Consider the following 14255-nt stretch of genomic DNA (forward strand, 5'->3'; position numbering starts at 1 on the left):
GTGGACGCCAGCACGCCGTCGCCAGGCGGCTCGGTCATCGCGCGAGCCGTCCGAGCAGCGCGTCGATCCGGAACCGGTTGTAACGCTGGGTCACGATGAACGGCAGGTTGACCACGACGCCGTAGGTGATCAGCAGGGCAGCGGCGAGCGGCGGGTTCCACAGCACGAACACGGGCCCACAGGCCATCGCCCACCAGTGCGCCAGCTCGGCCCGCCGGGTCTCGCGTGCGAAGAGTTCGAGGCCGGCGACGTCGCCCGCCGGCAGTTCCCGCTTACTGATCCCGCCGGCGAAGAGGGCCCCCGCCTCGGGCAGTCGGTCCTTCCAGCGGTGGATATGAAGCCGGCGCCGGTACCAGCGCCCGTTGTCCTCGAAGGGTCGTTGTCGCAGGAGCCAGCCGTCGCGCGCCAGCCGCTCATTGCCCAGGCGGTGGGCCGCGTAGCCGGTGAGGGCGTGGAACGCGCCCCACGCGAGGACGTCCACCAGGATGGTGACGACCTGCGGCATGACGAGCCGCAACATCAGGCGCGACGCTCGGTCGAGTTCGGTCGGTCCACCGGCACCTCGCGCCCACGCCACCGTACCGAGCGCCGCACGGTCGTGCGCACGACGGACCGGGCGAACACGAGGTCGAACGCCAGCAGCGGGACGGGGAAGAGCGCCCAGGTCCACCATCCGAACGAGCCCAGTCGGCGCAGCACCCACCGCAGCTGCCCGGAGACGGCCACCCAGGCGACCGCCCAGAGCGCCGGGTGACCGACACCGAGCGGGACAGCATGCCCGGCCAGGAGTGCCCACGCCGCGAGGAGGGCGCCGACGGCGACGGCGTGGTGGGCGATCACCCAGGCAACTGCCGCGACCACTGGCCCGGGGGCCGCGGCCGTGGCACCTGAGGCGAAGTTCTTGGTCCACCCGTCCGCCAGCTGTCGAATACCCCCGGGGTAGCTCCGCATCCGCACCGACCGCCCCCCGATCGCGCATCGGACCGGCAGCCCGGCTCGGTCATAGGCGGCGGCCAGTTCGACGTCATCCAGGATCTCGTGTCGGACGGCAGCGTGGCCGCCGACCCGTTCGTAGTGGGCTCGCGAGGTCAGCAGGCAGGGCCCGAACGCCAGCGGCCGGCCACGCGGGCGCCGGCGGAAGGCGCCGCTCGCGAGGACCGAGACCGCGTTGAAGTACGCCGACAGGTGTTCGTACGGCTCGCCCACGGTGTGGAACGGCTGGATCGAGACGAGGCCGGGATACCTGTCGTGCAGGGCCAGTAGCCCAGCCAGTGCGTGCGGCGCGAGGACCGTGTCCGCGTCGAGGAAGAGCAGCAGGTCGGCACTCGTGGCCAAGGCCCCGACGTGACAGGCCCACGCCTTCCCGGTCCACCCGGCCGGCGGGTCCCCTGCCGGCAGCACGGTGGCGCCGCCGGCCCGCGCGACGGACGCGGTCGCATCGCGTGAGGCGTCGTCGACCACCACGACCTCGCGGACGCCTCCGTCGACCCGGTGCACGGACCGCAGAAGGGCGGGCAGCACGGCCTCCTCGTCCCGCGCCGGTACGACGACCGAGACTGTGGCGCCGGTCAGGCGTCGCTCGGCGGTGTCGGGGAGCGTCCTGAGGTCACGCGCCAGCCGGCTCGCCGCCACGAGAGCGGCGAGAAGGAGCGCCCCGATGAGCAGGTCAGCCACGGGCCACTCGCGCGAGCGGACGGACCAGGAGCGGCATCCCACCGGCCGGGTGCACCGCGACCTGCGCCTGCGCGGCGGGACGGGTCCAGCCCGGCGGCACCTCGACCCGGTAGCGGGAAAGTAGCCTGCTCAACACGACCACCATCTCGCCGAGCGCAAACTCACGGCCGATGCACAGCCGCGGTCCCTGACCGAACGGGAGGTAGCCCGACGGCGCACCTCGGGCGGCGAGGAACCGCTCCGGACGGAACGCCAGGGGCTCGGGCCAGGACTCGCGGCGTCGGTGCACGAGCCACGGGCTCAGGATCACCAGCGTGCCGCCGGGCACGTCCCGTCCGCCGATGACATCGGGCCCGTGCGCCCGCCGGGACAACGCCCACGCCGGCGGGAACAGCCGCAACGACTCATCGACGACGGCACGCGTCCACGGCAGCGTCTCGCGATGGCCCAGGAGCGAGACCGGTCCGGAGTGTTCGGAAAGCTCGCCGCGCAGCCTGTCCTGGACCGCCTGGTCCTCCGCCAGCAGCATCAGTGTCCAGGCGAGCGCTGCCGCCACGGTCTCGTGGCCCGCGATCACCATCGTCACCAGCTCGTGGCGGATCTCGGCGTCGGTGAGCTCGCTGTCGATCAGCAGCCCGAGCAGGTCGCCTCCGTGCGGTTCGTCCACCGACGACCGGCGCTGTCGCCGCCGCTCGGCGATGAGTTCGGCGGAGATCGCGTCCAGCCGTCGTCGCGTCGCGCGCAGCCGCAGGTTCGTGGAGCTCGGTACCCACGACGCGGACGGGAGCACCGAGCGGCCCAGGCGTACCACCAGCGTCGCCGCGTCGCTGGTGGCGTCCAGCAGGCGCTGCGCGTGCTCCGAGAGGTCTGCGGAGAACAGGGCCCGGCCGACCGCGTCGAGCCCGACCCGGTGCACGAGGCTCGCGACGTCGACCAGGCCGGCGGAGAAGGACCGGCCGAGCCGCTCGGTGATGGCGGCGTCGGAAGCGGCACGCACCTGCTCGGCGACAGCATCGAGTCGCCGATGGTGGAAGGCGGGGGCGGCCAGACGCCGGTGCTCGATCCAGTTCGGCTCGGACGACGCCAGGAGCCCGGGCCCGGTCACCCGGGCGAGAGCCGCATACTGCACGGTCTCCTTGCTCCAGTTGCGTGCGGCGGTCTGGAGCACATGCCGCACGTCGGCGGGGTCGTTGGCCAGCAGCACCGGTGGTCCGGGGACCGGGAAGGCGACGAGGTCTCCGTACCGCTGCGTGACGTCGGTCAGGAACGTGAGCGGGTCCGCGCGGACCGAACGGAAGGCACGGGCCATGTCCCACGTGCTCGGGCCGGGGACGCCGATGTCCGTGGGTTTCATCGCCTGTGGCCACGCGCGGCTCACGTCACATCCTCCTCTGTCGCCTCGTTCCTCCGCGCGCCCAGCCACACCCAGACGGCGCACGAGGTGAGCACCAGCCCGAACCCGAAGGCCAGGTCCTCGACCGGTGCGTAGACGAGGCGACCGTCGCCGAAGAGGCGGATGTCCCCGCTGCCGAGGATGGTGTCCGGGTCGTAACGGACGATCCCGCGACCGGTGAGCCAGCCGTTGGTCAGGAGCTGGAAGAACACGATGATGCCGTAGGCCGACCACCACACCGTCGACGTCGTGAGGCGGGTGCGCAGCACCCACCGGTCGAGCACGATTGCGGCCAGAACCGCGAGTGCGCAGATCGCCGTGTAGGTCACTCGGCCTCCCGGCGCCGAAGGCCACCGCGTGAGCGGACGACCCGGACCGACTCGAACGTCAGCACGGAGACCAGCGGGATGACGACGAAGAAGCTGATCTCCTCGAGCGGTAGCCCGGCCAGCCGCCACGGCAGCGTCTGCTCGTCGTCGAACCACCAGTGCCCGACGGTGGTCGCGTAGAGGTCCCAGAGGAGGAAGGGGGTCCCCGCGGCGAGAATCGTCAACAGCAGCCGGGACGGCTGCCGCAGTACCCGGAGCCGGAAGATGAGGATCAACGGCAGAGTGCCCACCAGGCAGAAGGCGAGCATGGCGACGTAGGACCAATGGTCCCAGCCGATCTGTTCTGCGGTCACTGGACCACCATCCTCCGGTCAGGTGTTCTCCGGCAGGGCGCTGAGGCATCGCCGATGAGAGAGCCGTCGAGCATTTCCAGGGCACCGGTCACCTCGGTCGCCGCCCGGTCGGGACGTCATCGGTGCTGGCCCGTTCGGCTGCCCGGGCGATGTTGCGCTGCATGCCACCGAAGACGATGCCGTGGAACGGCAGGATGGCCCACCAATACGCTTGGCCGACCAACCCGCGGGGATAGAAGATCGCGCGCTGTCGAAACGTGGCGCCCTGAGCCGCGTCCTCCACGGAGAGTTCCAGCCAGGCGAGTCCCGGTAGCCGCATCTCGGCCCGCAACCGCAGCAGGCGTCCCGGGACGACAGCCTCCACCCGCCACCAATCGAGTGCGTCGCCAGGAGTGAGGCGGTGCGGGTCGCGGCGCCCGCGCCGCAGCCCCGGCCCGCCGAACAGGCGATCCATGACGCCTCGTGCCACCCATCCGAGGCGCCAGGAGTACCAGCCGTGCGCGCCACCGATGCCCTCGATCACCGACCAGAGTGCCTCCGGGTGGCTGTTCACCTGGCGCGACCGGTCGTCCACCTGCAGGCTTCCGCCGGACCAGTCGGGATCTTCGGGGAGCGGTTCCGAGGGGGCTCCGTGCGTCGAGGCGGACGCCCAGTTGGTGCGGACGTCCATGTCGCGGATCTTCGCCAGCGCCAACTCGATGGCCCGGTCGAAACCGGTGAGGCCCTCAGGTGGATCGGGAACGTACGTCTTGATGTCGTCCTCCTTGGCCACCACCTCATGCACCAGGGATCCGACCAGGGGCCGTGCGATCGCCGGGGGCACGGGAGTGACCAGTCCGACCCACAGGCTTGCCAGACGTGGAGTGAGGACCGGGACGGCCCGGATGATGCGGGGAGGCAGTCCTGCCACGGCGGCGTAGCGCTGCATCATGGCGCGGTAGGACAGCACCTCCGGCCCGCCGATGTCGAACGCTCGGTTCACGGTCTCCGGCATGTCTGCGGCGCCCACGAGGTAGCGCAGCACATCACGGACCGCGATGGGTTGAATGCGGTTGTTGATCCAACGCGGAGCGACCATCGCAGGTAACCGCTCCGTGAGGTAGCGCATCATCTCGAACGACGCACTCCCGGAACCGAGGATCACGGCCGCTTGGAGCACGGTGGTCGGAACGCCGCCGTCGAGCAGGATCTCACCGACCTCCCGACGGGACTCCAGATGGGCGGAGAGCCGTTCGCCGCGGGGATGGATGCCACCGAGGTAGATCACCCGGTGGACCCCGGCCTCCCGGGCGGTGGCGGCGAACCCGCGAGCAGTGTGACTGTCGCGATCGGCGAACCCTTTCCCGGTGCCCAGTGCGTGGATCAGGTAGTAGGCAACCTCCACGCCTTCCAGTGCCCGGCGTAGATCGGCGCGTGAGGTGGCATCGCCGGTGACCACCTCCACGTCATCGACCCAATCGCGGGCGTCGACTCTTTCGGGGTGCCGAGCCAGGACGCGCACGGCAAATCCGGCGGTGAGCAGTTCTGGTACCAGCCGGCCACCGATGTAGCCGCTGGCGCCCGTGACGAGGACGAGGCGGGTGCTGCTCATCAGGTCGTCCTCCGCGGGTCGGCATCCGCTTCGGGGTCGGTGTGAGGTGCTGTCGCGACGTCCTGATCCAGATCCGGATCGGGGCGTAGCGGCGCAATCTCGCCCGCGTGATCCAGTTGGGCCGCCATGCGCCGCAGGAACTGGACGACGGCGGGTCGAGCGTGCGAAGGCACGTCGCGGGCGATCTCTGCCATCCGGGCGTGCATCGGCGCCAGGCGCTCGCGCACCTCCTCGTGGGCGTGCTGAGTGGCGCTGATCAGGAGCGAGCGCCGGTCGGTGGGGTGTGGTGCCCGTTCGAGGTGCCCCGACCTCGTGAGGCGGTCCAGCAGTTTGGTGGTCGACGCCGTCGAGATGTGCAGATGTGCGGCCACGCCGCGAGGGGTGGCCAACTCGTCCCGGTTCTGTGCCGAGATGACGAACTGCAGGGCCTGCAGGTCCCTGACGTTCATCCGCATGCTGGCGCTGACCCGCTGACGCAGTTCCTGGTCCGACGATCGAAACACCCGCAACGCCTCCAACATCGCCACCACGAGGTCGTCGTCCTGGTGCCGGTAGGCCCCGGTCGACGGGATGGTCGGTTCCATGTTCGTGATGCTACCTTAGGTTACTACTAGACGGGCTAACAGCATCCCAAGGGAGCAAGCAGATGCGACGAGACGACCTCGATGACGAGACCCGGCTCGACGCAGGCCACCCCGGTGGCGCGGCGCCGACGGCGGCCGGGAGATGCTCGCGGCGACGCGAGCGTCGAGGCAACGACGCCGCCCTGCCCCAGGTCCGACGCTGCGTGATGCCGGTGGCGCGGCCGGAGTGTGTCCGATGAGGGCCGCCGACCGTGGCCCCGAACGTGACGCCGTCCTCCGGGACTTCCTCGACAAGGGCGCCGTCCGCTCCGGCCTCCTCGGTGAGCCCTATCAGCAGTTATGGTCCGACCTCGCCGGTGCTTTGTCCGGTGGCAAACGGTTCCGCCCGGCCCTGCTCGTCGGCGTCTACCGGGCGCACGGTGGAACGGACGAACACCTGGCCGCCACGGTCGCCGCGGGGGTGGAACTGCTGCATACCGCGTTCGTGATCCACGATGACGTGATCGACGGTGATCAGACCCGGCGTGGTCTGCCCAATGTGTCAGGTGCCGCCGCCGGGAGGGCGCGAGCGGCCGGGGTCGACGAGGCCCACGCCAACGCCTATGCCCAGACCGCAGGGATCCTCGCAGGTGATCTGGCACTGGTGGGTGCGGTGCGCACCATCTCACAGTGCGGCGCCGAGTCTGCAACTGTCTCCCGGGTCCTCGACCTCGTCGACCAGGCGGTGCACGCCAGCGCCGCGGGGGAGTTGGCCGACGTCGGACTCTCCGTCGGCATCGGCAGCGCCACGATCGGAGAGGTTCTCACCATGGCCGAGCTCAAGACGGCGGTGTACTCGTTCGTCCTTCCGCTCCAGGCCGGTGCCGTTCTCGCCGGGTCGCCCGAGCCCGTGGTGGACCGATTGGGTGACCTGGGCCGCCTGGTGGGCATCGCCTTCCAGCTCCAGGACGACGTTCTCGGTGTCTTCGGCGACGAGGAGCAGACCGGCAAGAGTTGTCTGACCGATCTGCGTGAGGCGAAGCAGACACCACTGATCGCGCACGCTCGCACGACCAGACAGTGGCCGTTGATCGCGCCGTTCCACGGAAACGCCGACCTGACCCAGGAACAGGCCGATCGGGCCTGTGCCCTGCTCGAGGAGTGCGGGTCGCGGCAGTTCATCGAAGACCTCGCCCACAGTTATCTGGGGGCTGCCCTTGCCATCGCCGACGAGGTCGGGCTGCCCCGCGAGTTCCTGGGTTGGGTCTCCACGCTGACCACGGGATTGCTCCGGAGCGCGGCATGAGCGCCGCCGAGGGCACCATCGTCGGGTCGACCGACCCGCTCTACGACCGGGTCGCCCAACGCAGCGCGGGTGTCGTGATCTCGGGGTACTCCACGTCCTTCTCCTGGGCGTGCCGATTGCTCGCGGAGCCGGTGCGCACCCAGGTGCGCAACATCTACGCCCTGGTAAGGGTCGCGGACGAACTGGTCGACGGACCCACGTCGGCAGACCCTGCACGAGCCGCGGTGCTGCTGGACGCCCTCGAGGCCCAGACGCTTGACGCCGTGCGAACAGGTCACAGCACCAACCTGCTCGTCCACGCTTTCGCGATGACTGCCCGGTCCTGCGGCATCGGCGCGGATCTGATCGCCCCGTTCTTCGCCTCGATGCGGACCGATCTGTCCGTCACGAGCCATGACGAGCAGAGCTTCAGCGAGTACGTGTACGGCTCCGCGGAGGTGGTCGGACTGATGTGCCTGCGGGCCTTCCTCGCCGCTCCGGACGCGGATGGCGCACCCAGCTACAGCCGTCTCGCACCGGGCGCGAAGCGACTCGGCGCGGCCTTCCAGAAGGTGAACTTCCTCCGGGACCTCGGTGCTGACGTCGATCTGCGCGGCCGGACCTACTTCCCGGACCTGGACGTCGAGCGCCTCACGGACGCGCACCGTGACGCCCTCCTGGACGAGATCGATGCCGACCTGGACGTCGCGGCAGCCGCGATCGCACGCCTGCCCCGGAGCAGCAGACGGGCGGTCCGCGCCGCGCACGACCTGTTCGCGGCCCTCTCCAAGCGACTGCGTGCGACCCCGGCCATTCAGCTGCGACGCTCCAGGGTGCGGGTCCCGGCGGTGGGCAAGGGATGGATCCTGGTCCACGCCTTCGCCGTACGTGGCCGATCGTGACCGCAGCAGGCCAGCGCGCCGTGATCATCGGCGGCGGCATCGCCGGCCTGGCATCCGCGGCCCTGCTCGCCCGCAACGGCTACGACGTCGATCTGCTCGAACAACAGGACTGTCTCGGTGGGCGGGCCGGCTCCTGGGCACGGGACGGCTTCCGGTTCGACACCGGCCCGTCCTGGTACCTCATGCCCGAAGTCTTCGACCACTTCTTCCGCTTGCTCGGCACCACGGCACGCGACGAACTCGACCTCGAGAGGCTTGACCCCGCCTACCGCGTCTTCTTCGAGGGCATCGACGAACCCGTGGACATCCGGGCCGACGTGGCGGTCAACGTCGCGACCTTCGACGCCATCGAACCGGGCGCCGGTGCCCGCCTCCGGGCCTACCTGACCTCGGCGCGCGACACCCACGACATCGCGACCCGCCGATTCCTCTACTCCTCGTTCCAGTCCGTGGTCCCCCTCCTACGCAGGGATGTGCTGGCCCGCGCCGGCCGGTTGCTGGGCCTGCTCACCCGGCCCCTCGAGACCTTCGTGGCGACGTCCTTCGCGGACCATCGGCTCCGGCAGATCCTCGGCTACGCCGCCGTGTTCCTCGGCTCCTCGCCCGATCGGGCCCCGAGCATGTACCACCTGATGAGCCACCTCGACCTGGCCGATGGCGTCAACTATCCCCATGGGGGCTTCACGCGCCTCATCGAGGTGATCGCGAGACTCGCGGAGAAGGAGGGCGCCCGCCTGCACACCCATGCGGTGGTCACCGCGATCGACGCCACTCCGGCGCGCCGCGGACGGGCCCGAGCAACCGGCGTACGGTACCGGGCCGCGGACGGGACCGAACGGACCATCGCGGCGGACGTCGTCGTCAGCGCGGCGGACCTGCACCACACGGAGACCGAATTGCTACCCCCGTCGTTGCAGACGTATCCGCAGCGGTGGTGGGATCGGCGAGAGTCAGGCCCCGGCGCCGTCCTGGTGTACCTCGGCGTGCGGGGCGGGCTACCTGAGCTAGCGCACCACTCCCTGTTCTTCACACGAGACTGGACCGCGAACTTCGACGACATCTTCGGCGATCACCCACGTGTGCCGGACCCGGCCTCCTGCTACGTGTGCCGACCCTCCGCCACGGATTCGTCGGTTGCCCCACCGGGCATGGAGAACCTCTTCGTGCTGGTCCCGGTGCCGGCCGACCCGAGTATCGGCCGCGGCGGCTTGAGCGGCGGCGGCGACGCCGCGGTGGAGCGGATCGCAGATGCCGCGATCGATCAGGTCGCCACCTGGTCCGGCGCCACCGGCCTACGGGATCGGATCGTCCTCCGCCGCACCGTCGGGCCCGGGGACTTCGTGGCGGATCTGCACGCCTGGTCCGGTGGAGCCCTCGGTCCGGCGCACACCTGGCGCCAGAGCGCCTTCCTGCGCGGACGCAACGCCTCCCGTCGGGTGCACGGCCTGTACTACGCGGGCTCGAGCACGATCCCCGGGATCGGATTGCCGATGTGTCTGATCAGCGCCGAGATCCTGCTCAAGCGCCTCCGAGGCGACCGGTCCACCGAGCCGCTGCCGGAGGACCGACGAGCCACGTGAAACGGGGCGCTCGTGGGGGCGATTGCCAGCGGGATCCGGCACCGTCTCGGCACCCGTGCGCGTCGCACGCGTTCGTGGCCCTACCTGGCGTCGAAGGCCGCCTTCGCGGACTCGATGTCCGGGTAGTTCTCGATCGCCCAGGTCGCCAGCGCGAGCGACGGTGCGATGAGCGTACGACCCATCGGGGTCAGCTCGTACTGGACCCGCGGTGGCACCTCGGCGAACGCGGTCCTGGTGACGAGGCCGTCGCGCTCGAGTGCTCGCACGGTCAGGGTGAGCATCCGTTGCGAGACGCCCGGAATGTGCCGCTGCAACTCGGTGAACCGGAGCGAGGAGTCCGAGAGCGTGCCGATCACCAGGAGTGACCATTTGTCGCCGACCCGGTCGAGCACCGCCCGGATCGCCCGTCCCTCGCCCTCGCCGCGGCGGCACGACCCCTCGTAGGGACTCCTCGGCGGCGCCGTGACGTCCCGCGGCAATGCTGCGCCGGTGCTCCTCATGTCCATGCCGTTCCTTCCGGTGGCGCCTTCGGCACATCCGTGTGCCTTTTGTGGACCTCGTGATGGTGACCCATGATGTGGTTGCTAACCAATCGTAACTAATGGACGACGGCGCCCCGTCCTTCGTCCGTGGCCCTCGCCTTGGGTGGGTCGGTCGTCATGCCCGAGGCAGACTGGAGAACCTTGTGACCATTGCCTTCTGGGTCGTTGCCGCCCTGCTCGCCCTGGCGTTCCTCGGGGCTGGAACGATGAAGCTGATCCGATCGAAGCAGAGCCTGGCCGGCGCCGGGATGGCGTGGACCGAGGACTTCTCCGCCCGCGCCGTCAAGGCCATCGGTGCCGTGGAGGTCGTCGGGGCGGTCGGTGTCCTGGTGCCGGTGCTGACCGGCGTCGCTCCGATCCTGAGTCCCATCGCCGCCGTTGGTCTGGCGCTGACCATGGTGGGCGCGATCGTCGTGCACGCACGCCGGAAGGAGAGCGCGACACCTGCCGTCGTGCTGCTCGTCCTGGGCGTCGCCGCCGCCGCGCTGGGCTTCCTGTTCGTCGCCTGACCCGGAGTGCGGTCCTCGAACGATGAGATTCGCCGCCGCTCCGGGTCTGACGACTCGGGACGCACGGCAGCGGACCGTCACCGACCGAGGAGCACGCTGATGTCCAGAACACGGGTCCACAACCTGTCCATCTCGCTCGACGGCTTCGCCACGGGCGAGCCGCAGTCCGCGGAGGCGCCGTTCGGCCATGCCGGTGAGCGGCTGCACCAGTGGATGTTCGCGACCCGCTTCTGGGCCGAGGGCGGCACCGCCGGGATCGATGACGCCTTCGCCGTCCGCCACAGCGACGGGATCGGGGCCGAGATCATGGGTGCCAACAAGTTCGGCCCGCCCGGATGGCCGGACGACCCGGACTGGAAGGGATGGTGGGGCCCGAACCCGCCGTTCCACACGCCCACCTTCGTGCTCACCCACCACCCGCGGCCGCCGATCGAGATGGACGGTGGCACCACGTTCCACTTCCTCGACGCCACCCCGGACGAGGCCCTGGCGACGGCCGCGGAGGCGGCGGGTGGACGGGACGTCCGGATCGGCGGCGGCGCCACGGTGGTCCGTGACTTCGTCACCGCCGGGCTCGTGGATCACCTGCACCTGGTCCAGGTGCCGATCGTGCTCGGCCGCGGCGTTCGGGTCTGGGACGGACTGGAGGGCCTCGAGGAGACCTACGCCGTCGAGGCCGTGTCCTCTCCGAGCGGCGTCACCCACCTGACGTTCGACAAGCGGGCTTCCTGACGTCGAGCCCCGGGCTGTCAGCCGCTATCGGGAGAGCCGCAGGGCGGCGCCCGCGAACAGGACGATGGAACGGGCCAGTGTCATCGCGCCACGACCTCGGCGGTCGGCAGCAGGTCGGCGAGCATCGCGCGGGCCTGCGGTGGGGCGGTGATGGTGAGGTCGAACGTCGAGCCGTGAAGGTCGAGGCGGAACGAGTAGAAGCCGCAACAGCCGTGCTCGGCGGCCGAGAGGGCGGCCGCCCGCCCGAGTTCGCTCACGGGCAGGGTCGCCCGGACGCCGTCGGGGATCTCCTCGCGGGCGGCGCCCGCGAGCAGGGCGTGCCAGTCCTCGATCCGCGCGGCGTAGTCGCCGCCGTCGAGCGAGCACGCGACCGGCCCCGGGGACGAGAGGGCCGCCATCGGCACCGTGGCGGGCGGGCGGTCGAGGAAGGCACAGCCGGAGTCGCACGGACCGTCGCGGTCGGGCAGCGCGTCAAGTCGGTCGACGGCGGTCGCGAGCGTCGACTGCAGCGTCTTGAGTGCCGTCAGTCGTTCGTCGACGCGCGCAGCATGCTGGAGGAGCATCGGGCGATAGGCGGCGCGGACGCTGTGGCAGGGCTCGGACTCCCAGGCGGCGACGAGTTCGCGCACGTCTGTCAGCGGGAGATCGAGGTGCTTGGCCTGGGCGATGAACGCGAGCCGGTCCACCGCGGCCTCGCCGTAGACGCGGTATCCGTTTCCGGCGCGGTCCGCCGGGAGCAGACCCTCGTGCTCGTAGTAGCGCAGGGTCGACGCGGGCACGCCGGTGTGCGCGCGGACAACTCCGAGATCTTCATTTCCCGACGGTAAACCTTGAAGTCGACTCGAAGGTCAAGAGGGGATCGGCGTCCCGAGGCGGTCGTCCCGCGGTGCGACCGGCGCTCGTCGGCGACCGGGTCAGAGCTCGACGATGCGCATCCCCTCGTCCGGTGACGGCTCCTCCATCAGCGTGGCGAGGTGCTCGTTGCCGGCCGCGGTGACCGGATGGGCGAACGCCCGGCCGGTGGCGCTTCGGACACGAGCCCGCGCCGAGGCGATCTCGACCGGCGTCGTGAGCTTGTGCAGGACGACGTCCGCGCCCGCGGCGCGAGCCCGCGCGACCGCCCATCGGCGACGCTCGACCGACCGGGTGTTCCAGTCGAGCACCACGTCCGTACCAGCGGCCAGGACCTGCTCGGCCCCCGACCAGATCAGCACCTTCACCTGCTCCGCCCGGCTGCCGTACGCGAGTGTGTCGAAGCCGAGACCGGGGTACAGGCGGAGCATCCACTCGTCCAGCGTGAATCGCACCGCGCCCCCTCGGCGGCCAGCGCCCTGGCCAGGGTCGACTTGCCCGAGCCGGCCAGCCCGTAGAGCAGGTGGACCCGTGGCATCGTCACCGTGCCAACGGTAGTCGCACTGCATCGAACGCCCGACGGCGGAGCGGGGGTCGGTCCCGAGCGTGCGGTCCGGATCGGGCCGGGTCGTAGGCTCGTTGAGGGAGGCACACCGCATGGCGATCGTCATCTTCTGTCCGATCACGTTCAACCTGGCCGAGGTGACGCGCGCGATCGAGGTCGCCCGCGCGCTCGATGCGCGGCACAACCCGGTCTTCATGGGCTACGAGACCGACTTCGCCGACCTCATCACCGACGCCGGCTTCGACTACCGGCCGAGCGAACCCGCGCTCACCTCCGCCGAACGCGACCAGGCCCTGCGGTTCGACCAGGGCAAGACGCTTCGCAATCCGTTCACCTACGAACTCGTCTCCGAGCGAGTCAGCGCCGAACGCGCGCTCATCCGCCGGACCCGAGCGGCCGCCGTCGTGATCGGGACGAACCCGACCTCGATGATCTCGGCGCGGGCCGAACACGTGCCGCTGATCTACCCGGTGCCGTTCGCGCTGACCCGGCCGCAGGTGGAGCAGTCGAAGCGGCTCGGGCTGGTCCGGGGTACCGGCACGGCGGACCGGGCGATCGACACGATCGCGACCGCTGTCATGCGCTGGGTCTATGCCCACGCCCCGCTCGCGCCGCGCTCGTTCGTCCGGGTGGCGCGTGAGAACGGGGTTGCCCCGCTGCGCAACATCGTGTCGCTGATCGAGGCCGACCACAACCTGCTCACGGTGATGCCGGCCGAGCTCGAGGGCTACACGCTGCCGCCGGGGTACGAGCGGGTCGGTCCGATCTTCGCGCACCTGGACGCCCCGATGCCCGAGGTGGTCGAACGGCTCGCCGCCGCACCCGAACCGCTGGTGTACCTCGGCCTGGGGTCCTCGGCGGACCGGGGCCTCGCGCTCGCGGCCGCGCGCCGGCTCGGCACCCTGCCGGTCCACGTGATCGCCCCGATCCGGCACTACCTGGCCGACGACGACGAGCTACCGCCGAACGTGCACGTCACCGGGCTGATCCCAGCGCACCGGCTCGGCGGGCTCGTCGACGCGGCCGTGCTGCACGGTGGCCAGGGTACGGTCCAGACCGCGTGCGCGGCCGGGATCCCGTTCGTCGGCATGGGGCTGCAGCCGGAGCAGGTCTGGAACGTGGACGTGTGCGTGCGGCAGGGCAACGCGCTCGCCCTGACCCCGAAGCAGGCCGGTGGCCCGGAACTCGCTGCCGCGGTGTTCCGCCTGCTCGAGGAGCCCACGTTCCGGCGTGCCGCCGAGCGCGTCGAGGCGGAGTTCGATCACGAGGACGGTGCCCGAGCGAGCGCTCGGGTGATCGATCGGATCATCGAGGAGCGCGCCGTGGACGCGGAGGCCCGGGGGTGAGCGTTTCCGGGCCGGCCCGCTCAAGCACGTTCGAGGTCC

At 70.7% G+C, this 14255-nt stretch carries 15 protein-coding genes and 1 pseudogene; 6 read left to right on the forward strand and 10 right to left on the reverse strand.

All coding sequences use genetic code 11. From position 1 onward, the window contains the following. Positions 1-34 precede the first annotated feature (34 nt). The 7 genes from EXU48_RS00865 to EXU48_RS00895 all read right to left on the reverse strand — a co-directional run bounded on the left by EXU48_RS00865 (position 35) and on the right by EXU48_RS00895 (position 5924). The gene (locus tag EXU48_RS00865) at positions 35-520 is read right to left on the reverse strand and encodes a glycosyl-4,4'-diaponeurosporenoate acyltransferase CrtO family protein (RefSeq protein WP_133105689.1); all 486 of its coding nucleotides are present in this window, start codon (positions 518-520) and stop codon (positions 35-37) included. After that, entirely contained in the window at positions 520-1674 is a 1155-nt protein-coding gene (locus EXU48_RS00870) for a glycosyltransferase family 2 protein (RefSeq protein WP_165962639.1), read from the reverse strand. The genes EXU48_RS00865 and EXU48_RS00870 overlap by 1 nt, the downstream gene beginning before the upstream one ends. Next, the gene (locus EXU48_RS00875) at positions 1667-3052 is read right to left on the reverse strand and encodes a cytochrome P450 (protein WP_133105691.1); all 1386 of its coding nucleotides are present in this window, start codon (positions 3050-3052) and stop codon (positions 1667-1669) included. The genes EXU48_RS00870 and EXU48_RS00875 overlap by 8 nt, the downstream gene beginning before the upstream one ends. Then, on the reverse strand, positions 3049-3396 hold the full coding sequence (locus EXU48_RS00880; protein WP_133105692.1) for a lycopene cyclase domain-containing protein: 348 nt from the start codon (positions 3394-3396) through the stop codon (positions 3049-3051). Before EXU48_RS00880 ends, EXU48_RS00875 begins: the two co-directional genes overlap by 4 nt. Continuing rightward, the gene (locus tag EXU48_RS00885; protein WP_207947566.1) at positions 3393-3749 is read right to left on the reverse strand and encodes a lycopene cyclase domain-containing protein; all 357 of its coding nucleotides are present in this window, start codon (positions 3747-3749) and stop codon (positions 3393-3395) included. Before EXU48_RS00885 ends, EXU48_RS00880 begins: the two co-directional genes overlap by 4 nt. Positions 3750-3837: 88 nt before the next feature. Then, the gene (locus tag EXU48_RS00890) at positions 3838-5340 is read right to left on the reverse strand and encodes an SDR family oxidoreductase (RefSeq protein ID WP_133105693.1); all 1503 of its coding nucleotides are present in this window, start codon (positions 5338-5340) and stop codon (positions 3838-3840) included. After that, a complete protein-coding gene (locus tag EXU48_RS00895) occupies positions 5340-5924 on the reverse strand; it encodes a MarR family winged helix-turn-helix transcriptional regulator (RefSeq protein WP_133105694.1) in 585 nt (194 codons plus the stop codon). The genes EXU48_RS00890 and EXU48_RS00895 overlap by 1 nt, the downstream gene beginning before the upstream one ends. A 235-nt stretch (positions 5925-6159) precedes the next feature. On the opposite strand from EXU48_RS00895, the gene EXU48_RS00900 reads away from it, so the two are divergent. From EXU48_RS00900 to crtI, 3 genes are read left to right on the forward strand one after another with little or no spacing between them, the layout of a single operon-like run. Next, positions 6160-7209, forward strand: coding sequence for a polyprenyl synthetase family protein (locus EXU48_RS00900; protein ID WP_165962640.1), 1050 nt, complete (start codon positions 6160-6162; stop codon positions 7207-7209). Further along, the gene (locus EXU48_RS00905) at positions 7206-8090 is read left to right on the forward strand and encodes a phytoene/squalene synthase family protein (protein WP_133105696.1); all 885 of its coding nucleotides are present in this window, start codon (positions 7206-7208) and stop codon (positions 8088-8090) included. Before EXU48_RS00900 ends, EXU48_RS00905 begins: the two co-directional genes overlap by 4 nt. Continuing rightward, positions 8048-9670: a phytoene desaturase family protein gene (gene crtI / locus EXU48_RS00910; protein WP_133105697.1), complete on the forward strand. Its 1623-nt coding sequence runs from the start codon at positions 8048-8050 to the stop codon at positions 9668-9670. Before EXU48_RS00905 ends, crtI begins: the two co-directional genes overlap by 43 nt. Positions 9671-9750: 80 nt before the next feature. Here crtI and EXU48_RS00915 read toward each other — a convergent pair whose 3' ends face one another. After that, entirely contained in the window at positions 9751-10170 is a 420-nt protein-coding gene (locus EXU48_RS00915) for a winged helix-turn-helix transcriptional regulator (protein WP_133105698.1), read from the reverse strand. 185 nt (positions 10171-10355) lie between these two features. Here EXU48_RS00915 and EXU48_RS00920 point away from each other — a divergent pair, with 185 nt between their 5' ends. After that, positions 10356-10721, forward strand: a complete 366-nt coding sequence (locus tag EXU48_RS00920; protein ID WP_133105699.1) for a DoxX family protein — start codon at positions 10356-10358, stop codon at positions 10719-10721. Between the two features lie 99 nt (positions 10722-10820). Then, positions 10821-11453, forward strand: coding sequence for a dihydrofolate reductase family protein (locus EXU48_RS00925; protein ID WP_133105700.1), 633 nt, complete (start codon positions 10821-10823; stop codon positions 11451-11453). An 80-nt stretch (positions 11454-11533) separates the two neighbouring features. Here EXU48_RS00925 and EXU48_RS00930 read toward each other — a convergent pair. Both EXU48_RS00930 and EXU48_RS00935 read right to left on the reverse strand, forming a co-directional pair. Continuing rightward, positions 11534-12238 (reverse strand): annotated as a pseudogene (locus EXU48_RS00930) (MerR family transcriptional regulator); the annotation flags it as partial. Positions 12239-12367: 129 nt separating this feature from the next. Continuing rightward, complete coding sequence (locus tag EXU48_RS00935) at positions 12368-12760, reverse strand: AAA family ATPase (protein ID WP_133105702.1); 393 nt, start codon at positions 12758-12760, stop codon at positions 12368-12370. Positions 12761-12962: 202 nt separating this feature from the next. Here EXU48_RS00935 and EXU48_RS00940 point away from each other — a divergent pair, with 202 nt between their 5' ends. After that, positions 12963-14216: a nucleotide disphospho-sugar-binding domain-containing protein gene (locus EXU48_RS00940; protein ID WP_133105703.1), complete on the forward strand. Its 1254-nt coding sequence runs from the start codon at positions 12963-12965 to the stop codon at positions 14214-14216. Positions 14217-14255: the final 39 nt, after the last annotated feature.

The organism is Occultella glacieicola, assembly GCF_004353825.1.
Classification (GTDB): domain Bacteria; phylum Actinomycetota; class Actinomycetes; order Actinomycetales; family Beutenbergiaceae; genus Occultella; species Occultella glacieicola.

Bases quoted from the DNA above. Each gene is read 5' to 3' on its own strand.
- EXU48_RS00865 (WP_133105689.1), bottom strand. From the start codon at position 520: ATGTTGCGGCTCGTCATGCCGCAGGTCGTCACCATCCTGGTGGACGTC.
- EXU48_RS00890 (WP_133105693.1), bottom strand. From the start codon at position 5,340: ATGAGCAGCACCCGCCTCGTCCTCGTCACGGGCGCCAGCGGCTACATC.
- EXU48_RS00895 (WP_133105694.1), bottom strand. From the start codon at position 5,924: ATGGAACCGACCATCCCGTCGACCGGGGCCTACCGGCACCAGGACGAC.
- EXU48_RS00900 (WP_165962640.1), top strand. From the start codon at position 6,160: ATGAGGGCCGCCGACCGTGGCCCCGAACGTGACGCCGTCCTCCGGGAC.
- EXU48_RS00905 (WP_133105696.1), top strand. From the start codon at position 7,206: ATGAGCGCCGCCGAGGGCACCATCGTCGGGTCGACCGACCCGCTCTAC.
- crtI (WP_133105697.1), top strand. From the start codon at position 8,048: ATGGATCCTGGTCCACGCCTTCGCCGTACGTGGCCGATCGTGACCGCA.
- EXU48_RS00915 (WP_133105698.1), bottom strand. From the start codon at position 10,170: ATGAGGAGCACCGGCGCAGCATTGCCGCGGGACGTCACGGCGCCGCCG.
- EXU48_RS00925 (WP_133105700.1), top strand. From the start codon at position 10,821: ATGTCCAGAACACGGGTCCACAACCTGTCCATCTCGCTCGACGGCTTC.
- EXU48_RS00940 (WP_133105703.1), top strand. From the start codon at position 12,963: ATGGCGATCGTCATCTTCTGTCCGATCACGTTCAACCTGGCCGAGGTG.